A 16,165-nucleotide genomic window follows, 5' to 3' on the forward strand; every position below is an offset into this window, starting at 1 on the left:
GGGTCAGCCCGCGGTTCGGGTGGCGACGGGCGAGTGCCGGGAGGCCCCGCGCAGCCACGTGGCGAAGGCGGGCGTGTCCAGCAGGTCCGAGTGCCCGCCCGGGAACGTCCGGGACACGAAGCTGCCGGACGTGGCGTCGGCCCACGCGCCGATGCCGTCGGTGGAGGTCAGCGGATCCTCCGCACCGCGGACGGCGAGGATCGGGCAGCTCACCTCACGGACCGTCGAGCCGGTGGACTCCCGCAGCAGCCGCAGGTCCTGCATCGCGGTGTCGATGACGATCTCCCGCCACTCGTCGCCCTCGTCCGGCAGGAGGCCGGGGTCGATGCCCTCCAGGTAGGCGACGGTGTCGGACCGGTGGAGCGTGGGCGGCTCCGGCACCGTCAGCAGGGCCGGTGCGTTCGCGCCGACCACCACCAGGGCGGCGACCTCCGTGCCCAGCTCCGCCAGTTCCCGCGCCGTGGCATGGGCCACGTACGCGCCGAAGCTGTGCCCGACGAGGACCGGCCGTACGGGCCGGCGCCGCTCCACCTGGGCGACGCAGGACCGCACGACCTCCTCGAAGGCGCCCGCTGCCCGGCCGAAGTCCCGGCCGAGCCTTCCCGGGTACCGGGCGAGCCAGGCCGACGGCCCCGACGCGCTCAGCAGTCCGCGGAGTTCGGTGCCGAAGGACCCGGCACCCGGAAAGACGACGACACTCGGACTTTCGGGATCCACCGGTCCCTCTCCTGTTCTTTCAGTGACATGTGGCGGCGGGGCTCACGGGTCAGAGCCCGAGGGCCAGTTCGTCCATCACCATGGCGATGCTGATCAGGCTGAGCCTGAAGTCCCACTTGTCCGCACCGCCCTGGGCCGGCACGGTGTCGAGGCTGCCCGGGACGAAGAGCCCGCTGGCCTCGACCAGGCCCTGCCAGTCGTCCCAGGTCCGGGCGTCGACGACCGACCGCAGGTCGTACGCGGTGAACCCGTGCTTGCCGCGCTGCAGGACGGAATCCGGGACGATTCCCCGGTAGGCCGACTTGAGGCAGGCCTTGCCCTCGAAGTCGACCACCTTGGCGCTGTCGGCGGTCCGCAGCGCGAGGGAGACCACCTCGTTCCCGAGGAACGGGTAGCGGCCCTCGATCGAGTTCTTCATGACCATGGAGTCGCCGTGGTCGCCGAGGAGGTGGCCCGCCAGCTGGACGTAGACGTCGGAGACGGAGCGAAGCTGCATGGGCGAGAGCCGCTTCGCCTCGTCCTCGGAGAACGGGATCAGCCTGGTGCGCCAGAACTCCTCGCCCACCAGCGCCTCGGCGGCCGCCGGTGCGAGGTACTCCCGCCGGCGGTGCACCTTGCGCCAGTCCACCTCCCAGCTGAAGTCCGCGCGGCCCCAGGCCTGTTCGTTCTCGGCGCAGGAGCTCCGGGTGGACCTGGTGGCGCTGTCGAAGGCGTAGGAGTCGTAGCCGAAGAACAGCTCGTCCGCGCCCTCGCCGGAGACCACCCCCTTGACGCCGGCGGACCGTACCGTGTCCGCGAGCATCATGGCGGCCACGTTGTAGGTCTCGCGCTGCGGGTAGCAGCAGTGCCGGACCATCTCCTCGAACCGTGCCGCGATGTCGGTCGGCCGGCACAGGATCTGCTCGTGCTTGCTGCCGGCCTGCTGCGCCACCTCCCGCTGGAAGCGCCCCTCGTCCAGCGAGGGATCGTCGAACACGATGGAGAAGGTGCGGACCGGCCGGTCGAGCAGGGCGGCCGATTCCATCAGGATCGCGGTGGAGTCGAACCCCCCGCTCAGGTAGGCGCCGATCTCGACGTCGGCGTGCAGCCGGTCCCGGATCGAGCCCCGCAGCCCCGCCCGGAGCGCCTCGTCCGGGACCGCCTCCGCGGTGGGGGCGAACTCGCCGTAGCGCCAGTAGCGTTCGGTCTCCTGGCCGTCCGGACCGAACCGGACGGCGCAGCCGGGGGGGACGGCGTTCACGCCCTTCACCAAGGTCCGCGGCGCGACGACGTTGCCCAGCGAGAAGTACTGGTCGACGGCGCCGATGTCCACCTTCCAGGAGCGGTCGACGCTCTGGACCAGAGGCTTGAGCTCCGAGCAGAAGTGGACGTCGTCGCCGGTCGCGGCGTAGTACAGCGGGCAGACGCCGAACCGGTCCCGGGCCAGGACCAGGGTGTCCTCGGCGCGGTCGAAGACGACGGTCGCGAACTGCCCGTCGACCAGGCCGAGCCCCTGGATCCCGTACCGGGCCACGAGTTCGGGGATGACGGACACGTCGACGGCGTTCCGGTGCCGGTCGGCACCCACCTTCGCGCGGAGGGCCTCGGCGTTGTACACCTCGCCGTTCGTCATGGCCACGTACCGGCCGCTGCGGTCCTCGGCGGGCTGCCAGCCGTCGACCAGGCCGGTGAAGCCGAGGCGGCCGAGTTTCGCGGACAGCGTCCCGGTGTTGAGTGAGTAGGTCTCGTCCGGTCCGCGGTGGACCAGCCGGTTGTGCATGGCAGCCGCGATGCTGCGATTCACCCGACCGTTGGGGGAATAGGTCCCGCATACGCCACACATCGCGGTCAAGCGCTCCGATCACGTAGTTCGTCGACGAGGACCTTCAGGTTCTCGGCCCGGAGGACGTCCCGGACGCCGACAGCCATCCAGCCGAGTTCCTTCAGCTTGTTGACCAGGATCACCGTGGAGGCCGAATCGCCGCCGATGTCGAAGAAGTTGTCGTCGAGGCCGGCGTCGGCCACCCCGGTGAGCCGGCGTACCAGTTCGAGGATCTGGTCCTCCGGCGCGGCGGCCCGTTCCGCCTCGGGGGCGGCGCGGCGGCTCGCCCGGAGCGCCTCGCGGTCGACCTTGCCGTTGCGGGTGTAGGGGACCGCCTCGATCTGCCGGATCACCGAGGGGACCTTGTAGGAGTCGAGGACCGTCTCCAGGTGGGTGCGCACCTCCCGGGAGGTGGCGGTGCCGAGGTGGTAGCAGACCAGGGCGTCGGCGGCGTCGTCGTCGCCGCTCTCGTGCGACTCGGCGGTGACGACCGCCTCCACGACGCCGTCGAGGCGGCAGGCCGCGCTCTCGACCTCGCCCGGGTCCAGGCGGTAGCCGCGGACCTTGACCTGCCGGTCCAGCCGCTCGACGAAGTAGACCTGTCCGTCGCGGCGTTCGACGATGTCGCCGGTGTGGTAGACCCGGTCCGCGTCGTCGTCGAGGAAGGGCCGTACGCCCTGGGCGGTCAGGTAGCCCACCGCGACGCTGTTGCCGGTGATGACGAGTTCGCCGCGGGTCACCGGCGAACCGGCGGCCTCGTCGGCCGCCGTCGGCAGCGGGGCGAGGTCGAACCCGCAGTCGCCGACCAGGTCGCCGAGCGGGACGGACTCCTTGCAGTCGTCCGGGTCCAGCGGGGCGCTGAGGAAGTTGCAGACGGTGGTCTCGGTGAGCCCGTAGGCGTTGTGGAACGCCGCCGCCGCGGACCACTTCCGGAGCACGGCCTGCCGGCAGGCGCCGCCGCCGTTGATCACGTGCTTGAGGGCCATCCCCTCGCTCGGCTCGGTGGCCGTCAGCGCGAAGGGTGTCGTCTTCAGATGGGTGATGCGGTACCGCTCCAGCGTCCGCTGGAGCACCGGTCCCGGGCTGAGGTGCTCTTCGCCGAGGATCACCAGGCAGGCGCCCGAGGTCAGGGTCCACAGGATCTCGGTGATGCACCCGTCGAAGGTCAGTCGGGCGAACTGCAGGGTGCGGCACCGGGTGTCCAGCTCCAGGCGCCGTACGTGGTCCCGGACCATGGGCACCAACGGCTCGGCGCGCACCAGGACGCACTTGGGCTCTCCGGTCGAACCCGAGGTGTGGATCGCGTAGCCGAGGGTGTCCTGATACTCCGTCAGATCGACCTGAGGTGACAGGTGTTGGCCTTCCGGGCCGTCCCGCCACTCGGCCGGCGTCGCGGCGAGTCGCGGCGCGTGCGACCCGGCAGGGGTGCCGGCGACCAGGTTGATGCCGAGCGAGGAGACCTTCCGCTTGTTCGACGACTCGCTGTCGCGCGGGTCGATGAACACGAACGGTCGTCCTGCGGTCAGCGCGCCGACCATGGCGACGATCGACCCCGAGGTGCGGACGGCCTCGATTCCGATGAACTCACCCGGTTCGGTGAGCGATTCGAGCCGCGCGGTGAAATCGCGGACGTGCTCGCCGAATTCCCGATAGGTGATCGAGCCGTCGGTGGTCTCGATGGCGCCGCAGTCGGGATGGTCCTGAACGACGCGCTCGATCGCGTCGACTACTGATATCTGCTGGACAGACAAGTGATCAACCTTTTTCAGCGATGGTCAGACGAACTACCGCACGGTGTGGACGAGCGTTCCCACACCCTCGACGACGGCCTTGATCGAGTCTCCGGGGCTGATCACCGCGGCTCCCGGAGTTCCCGTGCAGATGACGGTTCCGGGCGCGAGGGTCCGACCGGCCGTGAAGTACTCGACCAGATAGCCCAGGTCGTACTTCATGGCGGACACCAGGGCGGAGGAGACGACCTCGTCATTGCGGATGGTCGACACCCGGATGTTCCGGAGCGCCTCGTCGTCGAACTCGTCCAGCGTCACCAGCTGCGGTCCCACACTGCAGAACGTGTCGAATCCCTTGGACCACGGGATGTACCGCGGATTCTCGCGGATCACGTCCTCGGCGGTCATGTCGAGCACGGTCGTGACACCCGCGACGACCGAGCGCCAGTTCGCGCGCGACACGTTCTTGCAGGCCACGCCGATGACGAGACCGAGTTCGGCCTCCGCGGTCACCCGCTTGCTCTGGGACGGCAGTTCGATCTGCTGCCCGTTGCCGATCAGGCAGCTGCTCGGCCGCAGGTACGATCCCGGGCCGGAGGCGGGCTGCTGGGTGTTCAGGTCCTCGGAGTGGCCCCGGTAGTTCAGGCCGGCACCCCAGATGTCGCCGCCGTCGGCGATGGTCGCGGCCTCGTCGAGCCGGACGTCGGTCAGCGGCTCGACCGACCGGGAGGCGAGCAGCGCGGCGAGCTCGCTCCTCCGGGCCTCGTCCAGCAGGTCCGCGATCCGCGCGGGAGCCTGGTAGCCCTCGATGGCCGACAGCGGCACCCAGCCGCCGTCCTGTCCGGCGTGGATCCGGTAGCCGTCGCCGGCGTCGAATCGTGCGATCCTCATGTGTTCCTCCCTGTAGGGCGCTGGTCGAAAGGGGTTCGCTAGACCGCCGCGAGGCCCTGGGAGATCCGCTGGGCCGCGGCGTGAAGGTGGTTCTTGCCGACGCTCTGCGACGCCAGGTCGACGGCGATCTCCATCAGGGGGGCCGGGTCGACGGTGAGCTCGGCGCAGAGTTCCTCGATGAGCGGGAAGTATCCGGAGTGGATCCCGATGACTCCGCCGAGGACCTGCATGTTCCGGTTCTCCGGCAGGAGTTCCAGGCTGGTGCGGCAGAACTCCGCGAGCCGGGCCAACTGCTTGTAGTCGTACCTGTCGCTGCCGACCATGCTGAGGATGCCGGCCAGCGACTCGGTCTCCGCGTTGCCGGCGCCGCGGCCGATGCCGTCGAGCGTTCCGTCGACGATGGCGGCGCCGGCCTGGAGCGCGGCGATGCTGTTGGCGTTCGCCATGCCGAGGTTGTCGTGGCCGTGGAACCCGACGACCGGGAAGTGCTCCCTGGCGACCTCGACGTAGTGCTGCACGTCGCTGGGGAGCATCGAGCCGTAGGAGTCCACGACGTACAGTCCGGCCACGGCCGGAGTGACTCCGCTCAGCAGCTTGGGCAGCTGCTCGGCGGGCGTGGCGCTGGTCTTCATGAGGTTGAGGTAGACCTGCCCGCAGATCTCGGTGGCGCGCTCGATGTACTCGAGGTGCTCGGAGACCCGGTCGGCCTCCATGCCGATGCGGACGAACGACATGCCCTGGTCGCAGAGCTCCTGAAGCGTCTCGAGCCGGCTGAAGCCGGGCTGCGCGAACATGCCCCAGGAGGTTTCCGACAGTTCCGAGCGGGCGATCTCGCACCACCGGGACAGGTCGATGTTGCAGGCCCTGATGCCGGAACGCTCGGCCTCGTAGCCGAGGCCGTGGCCGATTTCCACCTTCCCGATCGGCGTCTCGTTCAGTCGGCCGAGGAGTTCGATGACGAATTTCTCTTCGAGCTGGAAGTCGACGGCGTACGAGCCATCGCGCAGGGTGGCGTCAAGAATCTCGCTCGACTGCGGCTCGAACAGCGGGCCGGGTGCTGTAGACATAACCGTCCTCCGGAGCTCAGTGATTGGCGGATGAGTATGGGTGGTTCGCGGGAAAGAGCCGATGCCGGACCTCCTCCGGGACCGCATGGCGGATTCCCGGTGGGCGCGGTCGCGCATCGGCGGAGCAAGAACGATGGAACGTCACCGTAGGGAGTTCGACCGTGGAAATCCCGATCAGGGTCGGGATGGAGAAACGACCTCTGCCGCGCTGCCGCCGGCACTACCGTGCCGTGGGCGCGAGCGTTCCGGCCTCGTGGTGAGTACTTCTTCGCCGGACGCGACACAAGTCCGCGTACGGGATTCCCACCTCCAGTCCCCCTCTGGATTGCCGGCGTCCTCGCCGGTTGTTGACTATGCCTCACATCCTTAGGGAGATCAACGGCTTGTTGGGCGTCGGGAATGTGACATGCATCGTCAGGTCGGAGTCGGCCCGTCCGGTTCTGGCGGCATGGTCGCGTCTCTTCGGGCCTCGGAGTGACCGGCCGGTGGCAGGTTGTTGCAGGTCAGCGGAGCGGGACCGGCTGCGGACGGGTGTCGGGACCGCCGCGCCCAGGGGCGGCAGGGGAAAGAATCAGCCAACCGGCAGAACAGCCGAAACGGTCTCGGATGTCGAGACGTCGGTGATCGGGCAGGCCCGGTCCGGAGCGGTCCGCGGCGGTCGATCGGCGGTCGATCGGTGCTGGAAGCCATCGGCCGACCGGCGTCGAAGGGCAGGCGGGCGAACTGATCGACTTCGCTGGACACAGGGCGAACACGTGTGTTTGGCTTTTCGGGCGAGAGCTCGCGCCGACTCCGGACGAGTCGCTCAGCGCTTGCTCCCGCATCCGGTCGAGGCTGGATTCCGCCGCTCGGGACCCCAGGGGTTCGAACGAGCCACTCTGTCCATTATCTGAGATACACCCGCGCCCGGTTCGCCGGAGCGGGCTCCTCTTCCTGCGCGGCCACCGGGTGATCGACGGTCGGCCGGCGCATTCGTTCACGACACCGGGCCCCGACGATCGGGGCCTCGACGACTGGAGTCGGCTGCGTCCTCGAGGACCAAGCAGCCGGGAGGGATGTCATGAGCACGGCTATTCTTGACAACTTGCGGAAGGCTCTCCCGGAGCGGGACGTGCCGGCGGTCGAGGAGTGCGCGACGACACTGCTCGAAGCGCTGCCGCGACCGGGCGAACTCGGGCGCAACACCGTGATGGTTGCCTACGGCGGCGGCAAGGACAGCTCCTACGCGCTGGCCTTCGTGCGCGCCGTCCACCTGGCCGTCGCCGAACGGCACGGGGAGACCTTCCGGCTGCGGGTGGCGACCATGCGGCACGGCGGAATGCCCTACCAGGTGATGCAGAACATCGACCGGACGTACCAGGCGCTGGGCCTGTACGGCGATCCGGACGTCGAACTGCTGCTCATCGAGGGCAGCCAGGTCCGCCCCTTCCACCGCGACCGGAGCATGCCCCACCGGCTGATCGAGTTCAACCGGGTCGACATGCTGATGTCCGGGCACCGCACCTACGGGGACGGCCGGGCCACCTTCTGCAACGCGTGCAACCTGAACGTGGCGGACTCCTTCGGTGTGGCCGCCGGCCACGGCGAGGGCGTGGACCTGATCATCACCGGCGACTCCCCCCGCGAGCAGCGCGACTACGCCCTGTGGATCCGGCAGTTGGCGCGCAGCGTCGGCCTGAAGCCCGCCGACGGCAAGAAGGGTTTCCAGGGCACCCTGGAGACGCTCAACGGCCTGGCCACGGCCTACTTCCAGGAGATCCACGGCCTGGAGAACGCGGAGCGGGTCGAGGCGCGCGGGGTGACGTCGGCCATCCCCACCGCGCTGCAGTTCTACTCCATCTACGACTACACGAGCTACGCCTCAGGGGCGCACTGGAGCCTCCTGACGGACTTCCTCGGCTTCGTCTTCGACGACATCGCATTCAACTTCACCGAGTCCGACTGCGTGAACCCCGCGCTCATGGCCCACCTGCGCGGACTGCGGACCGAGCGGGTGTACCAGCGCTCCTACCGCGAAGGCATCGACCAGTACGCCGACTTCGCCCTGGAACTGATGCGCCGCAAGCACTTCCCCGACCACCTCGTCGAGGAGATGGAACGGCGCTACGCCACCGAGGCCGGCGTCGAGGCGATGCGTGAGTCCGCGACCCGGTACGGCGAGGACGCCTTCGGGCTCGACACCACGCAGCTGGTCTGCATGGTGTACTCGCCCTTCGCGGGACGGGCCGCCAACCTGCACGAGTTCCTCGCCGGAGAGCACCCCGACCTGCTGGAGGCCGAGGACCGGATCCGCGAGGTGCTGGCCGGCTCCGTGGACCGCGCGCTCGCCGCCCGCCTCGAGCGGATCAGCGGACTGAGCGTGACCGACCTACAGGCGCTGCACGACGGCCCGCTCTGGTCGCCGTTCGGGGACGCGCCCGCGCAGAAGGGGGTCCTCCCGCAGGTCATGCTCACCGACCCGCACCAGAAGCGGATCAGCGTGAAGCGCAACCCGGCGGGCGACGAGGTGCTGGACCGGGTCGCCGGCCGGTAACGAGGCCGATGGCACCAGCCGGTGGCGACGGCCGGTGGCGACGGTGGACGGGCGGGGTGGCCTTGCGGCGCCCCGCCCGTCCTCGCGTCCGAATCAGGTCCGGATCACGTCCGGATCAGCCCGGCTCACGCGCGCAGCGCGCCGTCCAGCGCACCTGCGGAGAAGCCCTCGGGCAGCGGCAGACCGAAGAGCACGTGCAGGGCGGCGAGGAACGCGGTGCGCTCCGACTCCCCGACCTCGCCCCCGCGCCGTACCGTCTTCGCGATGGTGGCGGCCGTGCCGAAGGCGGCCGGGAAGTCGGCGGCGGAGAGCGCCTCGCAGAGCTTCGCGGCGGTCTTGGACGCCGCGGGCTCCGGCCCGCCGGCGGCGGCGGCCGCCGCCGCGTGATCACCGGTGATGCGTCCGATCTGCTCGCCGAGCTGGGCCTTGACCGACACCGTCTCGTCCGTGCGGCCCGCCACCAGCAGCGAGGCGTCCAGCCACTCCGGATCGACGTTCTGGGCCGAGCCGACCCGGGCCACCGGCAGCACCGCGACCGGCGGGTGCGCGACCTCGACGTCCAGCGTCAGCAGGCGCAGCCACAGCAGGTCCGCCGTGACCGCCTCCGAGGAGGCCACCAGGGTCGCCCGCCCCGCCGGGTACGCGGCCGCCGAGGCGAGCAGCGGCGCGGGGTCGATCGACACGGACACGGCCGCGGCCCCGTCCGTCCCCTCGGTGAGGCTGCGGGCCCGCAGCGCGGGCGCCCAGCGCAGCTCGCCGGCCGGGTCGGCGCTCAGCACCGCGAGCGGCGTCCGGCCGAGCGAGACGGACTCGGCCGTCTCGGCGTGCCCGGAGGCCAGCAGGTCCTCGAGGTACGCCTGCATGGCCTCCTCGTGGGGCAGGCCGTCGTGCCGCCGGCCGGCCCGCACCGCGACACCGGTCTTGATGACCGGCGGCGTCAGCCAGGTCTTCGGGTCCGCGCCGGGCTCCTGCTCGCCGAGGCCGAAGCGGACCGGCAGCCCGATGGCGCGCGCGAACTCCAGGTCGGCGACCGAGTGCGCCGGGTTGACGATCACCGCGCCGGTGCCGAACTCGGGCTTGGCCCAGTCGGCGACCCAGACGGGCAGCACGTCGCCGTGAAGCGGGTGGCGCACGAACCGGCCGCTGAAGTACGGGCGTTGCCGCACCTCGGTGCCGGCCAGTGCCTCGTGGTCAGGGTGCACCACGACCGCGCAGGCGGCGGTGAAGGGCGACCAGTCGGTGGTGAAGGTGCTCAGCGAATCACCGCCCGCCGAGCCGCCCGCCGAGCCGTTCGCCTCGCCGTTCGCCTCGTTGGCCGCGTCGCCGCTCGCCTCGCCGCCCGTGAGGTCGGCGAAGGGCAGCCGGATCACCGCGCCCCGGCTGCGGCGCAGCGCCTTCTGCTGCTTGGTGTCCACCCGCGCCCCCCAGGAGGGCGCACGGCCGGTGGCCACCGCGGTCAGCGCGGCCGCCGAGGGCACGTAGGACAACGTCCACGGTCCGGCCGCCTCGTCCTCGGCGCTCACCGCGATCCGGCCGGCGGCCGCCAGCGCGCGCAGCAGGTCGACGGCGGGGGTGGAGGGCTCCGGCGCCGGGGCTCCGGTCAGTGCGCCGAGCCTGGCGCCGGCCGCGGCGACCGCGTTCAGCCGCCGCTCGTGCAGATCGTCGACGGGCGTGCCGATGGTCAAGACGTTGGTCGTCAATGTTCGCTCCGTTCCGGGGTGTTCGCAAGTTTAAGCAGGGATGCTAGGCCGTTTGACAAACCGTCGGGGAACTTCGGAGCGGGTTTCCGCGCACGTCAAGAACGTACAAGACGTGGCGGCCGGGAAGCGGCACGGTGGGTTCCGGCAGGCTGACAGGGCTGTCGGGTTCTCATCGGTTTGGAGCGAGCACAGTGGTCGTTGATCAGGGTTCGATGGCGTCGGGGCACGTGTCGCTGTCGGTCGGGCAGGAGCAGCTCTGGTTCCTGGAGCAGCTGACTCCCGGGCTCGCGACGTACAACGTCGCGGTCGCCCATCGGCTCCGCGGACCGCTGGACGGCGCGGCGCTCGCCGCCGCCCTGACCGAGCTCGTGCGCCGGCACGAGTCGCTGCGTGGAACGGTGTCCGCGGTGGACGGGGCGCCGGGGATGGTGTTCACCCCGCCGTCGGACGTGGACCTGCCGGTCGGCGACCTGGCCGAGGGGAGCCCCGAAGCCCGCGAGGCCCGGCTCGCGCAGGAGCTGCACGAGCACGCCTCCCGGTCCTTCGACCTGGTGCAAGGCCCGCTGTACCGCTTCAAGCTGTTCCGGTTCTCGGCGGACGAGCACGTGCTGTCGCTCGTCTTCCACCACCTCGTCACCGACGGCTGGTCGACCAGCCTGCTGCTCCGGCAGCTCCCGGATGCCTACGCCGCGGCGCTCCGTGGCGACGTACCGGCCGGCAGACCGGCCGACGGCCCGGCGCCCGTCCGCTTCGCGGACTTCGCCGCCGAGCAGCGCGCCGCCCTCGAGAACGGCGGCCTGGAGGAGCAACTCCAGTACTGGCAGACGCAGTTGGACGGCGTCACCCCGCTGGAGCTGCCCGCCGACCGCCCGCGTCCGGCCGAACCCAGCTACACCGCCGGCACCACGCGGGCCGAGCTGCCGCCGGACCTGCTCGCGGCGGCCCGCGCGCTCGCCGAGGCCGAGGGCGCGTCGCTGTTCATGGTCCTGACCGCCGCGCTGACCGTGGTCCTGGGCCGGTACACCGGCAACCAGGACGTCTCGCTCGGCACCGCGGCGCTCGGCCGGACCGATCCGGACCTCGAGGAGGTGGTCGGGTACTTCACCAACATGGTGGTGCTGCGGGCCGGCCTCGAGGACGATCCCGCGTTCGCCACCCTGCTGGACCGGCTCTCCGACACCCTGCTGGACGCCTACGACAACCAGGACGTGCCCTTCGAACGGGTCGTCGACCGGCTCCGGCCGCACCGCGACGCGGGCCGCAACCCGCTGTTCGGTGTCTGCGCCCAGTTCCTGACCGAGCAGACCTCGGGCATGGGGTTCGAGCTGCCGGGGCTGACCGCGGAGGCCGTCGCGATCCCGTCGCTCGGCGCCCGCTTCGACCTGGCCCTGACCTTCGTCGAGTCGGCCGACCGGCTCCACGTCCTCGTCGAGTACGCCGCCGACCTCTTCGACGGCTGGCGGGTCGAGGCGCTCGTCCGGCACCTGGCCCAGGTGCTGCGGGCGGCCTGCGCGGAGCCCGCCCGGCCGGTGTCGCAGCTGGCGCTGCTCGACGGCACGGAGGTCCAGGAGCTCCTCGCGGCCGGGGTCGGCGAGCTGCTCTCGCACGCGGACGAGCCGGTGCACGCCGCGATCGCCCGGCGCGCGCTGGAGCAGCCGGACCGCGTCGCCGCGATCCACGAGGGCGACAGTCTGACCTACCGTCAGCTGGAGAGCCGGGCGTTCGAACTCGCCGCCTTCCTGCGCGACCGGGGGGTACGGCACGGGCAGGTGGTCGCGGTGGCGATGGAGCGCGACCTCGACGCACTCGTCGCGCTGCTCGGCGTGCTGAAGTCCGGGGCGGCGTACGCGGTCCTGGACCCCTCGCACCCGGCCGGTCGGCTGGAGTACATCCTCCAGGACACCGCGGCGCCGATCGTGCTGACCCAGAGCCGGGTGAGCGAGCGGATACCCGCGTCGGCGGACTGGTCGGTCATCGAGGTCGACCGCGAGCGGGAGGCGATCGCCAAGGCGGGAGCCGAGTCCGACGGCTGGGCCGAGGAGGCCGGCCGCGACTCGCTCGCCTACGTCATCTACACCTCCGGCTCGACCGGCCGGCCCAAGGGCGTGCTCCTCGAACACCGGGCGCTCCAGTCGTTCATCGCCTCCTACCGCCGGGTGTTCGACCTCCAGTCGGAGGACCGGATGCTCCAGCTGGCCGCCCTGGCCTTCGACATGTCGCAGGGCGAGATCTTCGCCGGCCTCACCGCCGGAGCGGCCCTGGTCCTGGTCGACAAGGAGGCCGGCACCTCGCCCGACGCGCTCGCGGCGCTCATGCGGGCGCAGGAGGTCACCTACATCTGCATGTCGCCGGCGATGCTCGCGCTCGTCGAGGGCGGGTCCTACCCGCACCTTCGGAAGATCATGGCGGGCGGCGAGGCCGTTCCGGCCGAGATGGTCGCCAAGTGGAACCTGCCGGGGCGCCGGATGATCAACTGCTACGGCCCCACCGAGGCCGCCGTCGGCTGCACCTCCTACGAGTGCCCGCACGAGCCGGCCCGCAGCGCCCCGCCGATCGGCGCCCCCTTCACCGACCGCCGGATGTACGTGGTCGACAAGGCCGGCCAGCTCGTCCCGCGCGGTGTCGCCGGTGAGCTGCTGATCGGCGGTCCGGAAGGCCTCGCCCGCGGCTACCTCAACCGCCCGGACCTGACGGCGGCGGCGTTCACCGAGGATCCGTTCCACCCCGGCGGCCGGGTCTACCGAAGCGGCGACCTCGTCCGCTGGAACCGGGACTACCAGCTGGAGTTCCTCGGCCGCGGCGACGGCCAGGTGAAGCTGCGCGGCCTGCGCATCGAGCTGGAGGAGATCGAGTCCGCGCTGATGTCGCACCCGGACGTGGGGGTCGGCGCGGTGGTGCTGCGGCCGGACCGGCGCGGTGAGAACCGCCTGGTCGGCTACGCCTCGCCGGCCGCCGACCGCCTTCCCGACCCGGCCGACCTGCGGGCCCACCTGGCCGAGCGGCTGCCCGAGTACATGGTCCCGACCGCCTGGGTGGTCCTGGACCGGCTGCCGCTGACCACGGCCCGGAAGGTCGACCGCAAGGCCCTGCCGGACCCGGTCGAGGCCGACCCCGAGGAGGACTACGTCGCCCCGCAGGGGCCGACGGAGCAGGCGGTCGCGCGGATCTACGCCGAGGTACTGGAGGTCGAGCGGGTCAGCGCGGCGGTCGCGTTCTTCGCGGCCGGCGGCAACTCCCTGCAGGCGATGCGGGTCGTCAGCCGCCTCGGCAAGGAGTTCGGCGTCAAGATCCGGCTGCGGACGATGTTCGCCGACGCCACCACGCGCTCGATCGCCGCGGAGGTCGACCGGCTGGTGGCGGCGAAGCCGGCGGCCCTCAAGGCCGCCCCGGCGGGCGTCACCGCGGAGCCCGGCCGTGTCGGCTGACCTGCTCCTGCCGTTCGGCGGGGACGACACCGGGCTGGCGCCGCTGTACTGCGTGCACTCCGCCTCCGGCTCCGCCTACACCTACCTGCCGCTGGCCGGCCTCCTCGGAGGCCGGCCGGTGGTCGGCATCGAGGCGCCCGGGTACGACGGCGACGGCCTGCCGCCCACCGACCTGCGCGAGCTCGCCGAGGACTACGCCCGCACGGTCGAAGAGGACTGCGTGGGGCCGGAGTTGTGCCTGCTCGGCTGGTCGATGGGCGGCTCGGTCGCGTTCGCCATGGCCCACCGGCTGCTGGCGCGGGGGCGGCGGGTGCCGCTCGTGGTGCTGGTCGACGCCCTGATGCACCACGCCGAACCGGTCCCGCCGCGGCAGGCGGTCCTGTCCGGGTTCGCCGTCAACCTGCTGACCGAGGCCGGGAACGGACGGGCCGAGCAGCAGGTCGCCGACGTGCTGGGGGAGTGGCCGTCGGACGCGCCGACCGGGGACGCCTGGCGTCTGCTGCACCGGGCGGGCCTGATCGCCGAGGAGCTGGACGCCGAGACCCTGGACCACCGGTTCGAGGTGTTCCGGCGCAACGTCGAGGCCCTCCACGGCTACCGCCCCGAGCCCGGCTACCCCGGACCGGTGCTGGTCGTCGAGGCCGAGGACTCGCCGCGCGGTCCGCTGCGGTGGAGCGACGCGGCGCAGGACGTGCGCACCGTCACCGTGCCCGGCGACCACTTCTCGCTGTGGCAGGGAGCCGGACTGAAGGCGCTGGGCGAAGCGGTGTGGGAAACCCTGCACGAGGTGTCCGCCGCGCGACCGGAAGGAGTACCGGCATGACCACGCAGGACACCACTGTCCGTGAAGGGGAAACCGCCGTCGCGGACAAGGACAGCACCGTCGCCGACGGGGCCGGGGTGCAGGGCCGCCCGAGCCTGTGGCGCAACCGGGACTTCCTCACCTTCTGGTCGGGGGAGACCCTCTCCCTGTTCGGCACGCAGATCACCGTGCTGGCACTGCCGTTGACCGCGGTGATCACCCTGGACGCGCAGCCCGACGAACTCGGTCTGCTGCGCTTCCTGCAGATGGTCCCGTACCTGGTGTTCGGGCCGCTGTTCGGGGTCTGGGTGGACCGCCACCGCCGGCGCACGACGATGATCGGGGCGAACCTGCTCCGGCTGGTGCTGATCGGCATGGTGCCGGTGCTGGCCTGGCTCGACCGGTTGGACATGCCGCTGCTGCTGGCGATCACCTTCGGTGTGGGGATCGGCGCGGTGCTCTTCGACATCAGCTGGATGTCGTTCGTCCCCACGCTGATCCGCGACCCGAAGTACCTGGTCGACGCCAACTCCAAGCTGGCGACCACGTCCGCGACCGCCGAGGCGGCCGGGCCCGGACTGGCGGGATCGCTGGTGAGCCTGCTGACGGCTCCGGTCGCGATGGCCGCGAACGCCGTGACCTTCCTCGGCTCGGTGGTCTCGCTGCTCCTGATCCGCGCCAAGGAGACCCCGCCCCAGGTCGTGCCCGGGCGGCGGATCCGCACGGAACTGGCCCAGGGACTGAGGTTCGTCGCGGGCAACCGCCTGGTGCGGTGGATCGCGCTGGTCGGCGGCCTGGCGAACTTCTTCCTCTCGGCGACGCAGCCGATGTTCCTCCTGTACGCGGCCCGCGACCGGGGGCTGTCGGCCTCGGTGCTGGGACTGATCTTCTCGGTCGGTGCCTGCGGTGGGATCGTCGGCGGCATCATGTGCCGCCGGCTGACCCAGCGGCTGTCCCTCGGGCGTCTCTACGCCTGCGCGCTGACGGTGGCGTTCGTGCCGATGCTGCTCGTGCCGGCCGCCGCCGGCCCGGACTTCCTGGTGGGCGGACTGTTCACGATCGCCTGGTTCCTCGGGCCGCTGGGGCTGACGACCGTCAACATCCTGATCATCAGCGTGCGGCAGAACGTCACGCCGCCCGAGCTGCTCGGGCGGATGAACGCGGCGGTACGGGCCGTGATGTTCGGGCTCGGTGCGCTCGGCGGCCTGCTCTCGGGACTGCTCGCCGACCGGATCGGCGTGCATCAGACCCTGTGGGTCTCGACGCTCGGATCGGCGGTCTTCGTGGTCGGCGGGGTCCTGCTGTCCCCGCTCACCCGCTTGCGGGAGATGCCCGCTGCCGAGCCGGCGGCCGAGACCGAGCGTGCGACCGAGACCGAGCGTGCGGCCGAAACCGTGCGTGCGACCGAGTCGGAGCGTGCGACCGAGCCGGCGACCGAGGCCTTGGCCGAGCCGGCGGTGGCGGACCGGGCGTAGCGGCCGGGGCTGGTACCGATGGTG

At 71.4% G+C, this 16,165-nt stretch carries 10 protein-coding genes; 4 read left to right on the forward strand and 6 right to left on the reverse strand.

Annotation, left to right across the window (positions count from 1 at the left end; translation table 11 throughout):
• Positions 1-3 precede the first annotated feature (3 nt).
• From ACZ52R_RS14750 to ACZ52R_RS14770, 5 genes are read right to left on the reverse strand one after another with little or no spacing between them, the layout of a single operon-like run.
• Positions 4-717: a thioesterase II family protein gene (locus ACZ52R_RS14750; protein WP_465617953.1), complete on the reverse strand. Its 714-nt coding sequence runs from the start codon at positions 715-717 to the stop codon at positions 4-6.
• 49 nt (positions 718-766) lie between these two features.
• Complete coding sequence (asnB, locus tag ACZ52R_RS14755) at positions 767-2,539, reverse strand: asparagine synthase (glutamine-hydrolyzing) (protein WP_465663461.1); 1,773 nt, start codon at positions 2,537-2,539, stop codon at positions 767-769.
• 5 nt (positions 2,540-2,544) lie between these two features.
• Entirely contained in the window at positions 2,545-4,269 is a 1,725-nt protein-coding gene (locus tag ACZ52R_RS14760) for a non-ribosomal peptide synthetase (protein WP_465663423.1), read from the reverse strand.
• A gap of 33 nt (positions 4,270-4,302) precedes the next feature.
• Positions 4,303-5,139, reverse strand: a complete 837-nt coding sequence (locus ACZ52R_RS14765; protein WP_465617957.1) for a fumarylacetoacetate hydrolase family protein — start codon at positions 5,137-5,139, stop codon at positions 4,303-4,305.
• A gap of 38 nt (positions 5,140-5,177) precedes the next feature.
• Positions 5,178-6,206, reverse strand: coding sequence for a beta/alpha barrel domain-containing protein (locus ACZ52R_RS14770; protein WP_360493839.1), 1,029 nt, complete (start codon positions 6,204-6,206; stop codon positions 5,178-5,180).
• 1,084 nt (positions 6,207-7,290) lie between these two features.
• Here ACZ52R_RS14770 and ACZ52R_RS14775 point away from each other — a divergent pair.
• On the forward strand, positions 7,291-8,739 hold the full coding sequence (locus tag ACZ52R_RS14775; protein WP_360493842.1) for a PqqD family protein: 1,449 nt from the start codon (positions 7,291-7,293) through the stop codon (positions 8,737-8,739).
• 125 nt (positions 8,740-8,864) lie between these two features.
• On the opposite strand, the gene ACZ52R_RS14780 is transcribed toward ACZ52R_RS14775, so the two are convergent.
• Positions 8,865-10,439 carry a hypothetical protein gene (locus ACZ52R_RS14780; protein ID WP_465617960.1) on the reverse strand — a complete coding sequence of 525 codons (1,575 nt, stop codon included), beginning with the start codon at positions 10,437-10,439 and terminating at the stop codon, positions 8,865-8,867.
• 212 nt (positions 10,440-10,651) lie between these two features.
• On the opposite strand from ACZ52R_RS14780, the gene ACZ52R_RS14785 reads away from it, so the two are divergent.
• Genes ACZ52R_RS14785 through ACZ52R_RS14795 form a run of 3 tightly spaced genes read left to right on the forward strand, consistent with a single transcriptional unit; the run spans position 10,652 to position 16,141 of the window.
• Positions 10,652-13,864, forward strand: a complete 3,213-nt coding sequence (locus ACZ52R_RS14785; protein ID WP_465617962.1) for a non-ribosomal peptide synthetase — start codon at positions 10,652-10,654, stop codon at positions 13,862-13,864.
• Positions 13,854-14,687, forward strand: coding sequence for a thioesterase domain-containing protein (locus ACZ52R_RS14790; protein WP_465617964.1), 834 nt, complete (start codon positions 13,854-13,856; stop codon positions 14,685-14,687). Before ACZ52R_RS14785 ends, ACZ52R_RS14790 begins: the two co-directional genes overlap by 11 nt.
• Complete coding sequence (locus ACZ52R_RS14795; RefSeq protein ID WP_465617966.1) at positions 14,684-16,141, forward strand: MFS transporter; 1,458 nt, start codon at positions 14,684-14,686, stop codon at positions 16,139-16,141. The genes ACZ52R_RS14790 and ACZ52R_RS14795 overlap by 4 nt, the downstream gene beginning before the upstream one ends.
• The last annotated feature ends 24 nt before the right edge of the window (positions 16,142-16,165 follow it).

The organism is Kitasatospora sp. NPDC034023 (assembly GCF_055575795.1).